The 1,528-nt window shown below is 75.3% G+C and carries 1 protein-coding gene and 1 riboswitch; the gene reads left to right on the forward strand.

The features are described 5' to 3' along the window. The first annotated feature begins 236 nt into the window (after positions 1–236). Positions 237–366: riboswitch (FMN riboswitch) on the forward strand. A 74-nt stretch (positions 367–440) separates the two neighbouring features. Beyond that, positions 441–1,472, forward strand: a complete 1,032-nt coding sequence (gene ribD / locus ACXJKL_RS20910) for a bifunctional diaminohydroxyphosphoribosylaminopyrimidine deaminase/5-amino-6-(5-phosphoribosylamino)uracil reductase RibD (RefSeq protein ID WP_457208916.1) — start codon at positions 441–443, stop codon at positions 1,470–1,472. The last annotated feature ends 56 nt before the right edge of the window (positions 1,473–1,528 follow it).

The raw sequence follows: 1,528 nt of genomic DNA on the forward strand, positions 1-1,528 counted from the left end.
GCGTATGGCGACGCGCCCTTCGGCGGTGCGTGGGCCACGTTCCGGGCGACGGAGATGGTGGCTGGGGCACCGCCCGCCCGACGCCCTCCGTGTCTCCGGGCCGAGGTGTCCGCCCGCGCCCGCCCTGCCCGATCGCGCGCCCCGCCCGACGGCCGCGCCCGGCCGGGAGTGGCCGACGCCACGCGGACACCCGATCCGGGAATGCGTGCGGGTGTGGCAGAGTTCCGTCCACGAGCAAGCGTGCTCTGGGGGCGGTGAAACTCCGCACCGGCGGTCACAGTCCGCGACCCGACCACTGCCAGTGGCCGGTTGACCAGGTGGAACTCCTGGACCGACGGTCACAGTCCGGATGAGAAGTGCACGCAGGCGACGCACCCGTCCCGACGCGGTGCGCGCGCCCGCACCCCCGGAGTCCGACATCACGGACGAGAGGGCCAGCGATGGGTGCGACACCGGCAGAGACCGCCGCCATGCGGCGCGCCCTGCAGATCGCCGCCAACCCCGGCGTCCCGCTGGGCCCCAACCCCCGCGTCGGCTGCGTGCTGCTGGCCGACGACGGCACCGCGGTGGCCGAGGGTTTCCACCGCGGCGCGGGTACCCCGCACGCCGAGGTCGCCGCGCTCACCGAGGCCGGCGACGCGGCCCGGGGGACCACCGCGGTCGTGACCCTCGAGCCGTGCAACCACACGGGTCGCACCGGCCCGTGCGTCGAGGCCCTGCTGGCCGCCGGCGTACGCCGTGTCGTCCTGGGCCAGTCCGACCCCAACCCAGAGGCGGCGGGTGGCGCCGAGGCGTTGCGCGCGGCGGGCGTGGAGGTCGAGTCCGGCGTCCTGGCCGACGAGGCCGCCAGGCTCAACCGGGCCTGGACCTTCGCGGTCCACCACGAGCGGCCGTTCGTCACCTGGAAGCTGGCCACCACCCTCGACGGGCGCAGCGCCGCCACCGACGGGACCAGCCGCTGGATCTCCAGCGAGGCGGCCCGCCAGGACACGCACCGGCTGCGGGCCGAGTGCGACGTGCTGCTCGTCGGCACCCGCACCGTCGAGGTCGACGACCCGCTGCTGACCGTGCGGGACAACTGGGACCGTCCGGTGCGCCACCAGCCGCTGCGGGCCGTCATGGGGCTGCGCGACATCGCGCCCGACCGCCGGATCCTCAACAACCACGCCGAGACGCTCCACCTGCGCACCCGCGAGCCCGCCGAGGCGCTGCGCGACCTCCACGACAGCGGCCGCCGGCACGTGTGGCTCGAGGGCGGTCCCACCCTGGCCGCCGCGTTCCTGACGGCCGGGCTCGTCGACGAGGTCGTGGCCTACGTCGCGCCCAGCCTGCTGGGCGCCGGGACGAGCACGGTGGGCGACCTCGGCATCACCACCATCACCGACCAGCTCCGCTTCCGCCTCCGRCAGGCCGCCGTCGTCGGCACCGGAGGCGACGCCAACGTGCGGATGACCCTCGAGAGGACCACCTGATGTTCACCGGCATCGTCGAAGAGCTCGGCACCGTCGCCGCGATCGAGGACCAGGGC

It is taken from the genome of Nocardioides sp. P5_C9_2 (genome assembly GCF_054049555.1).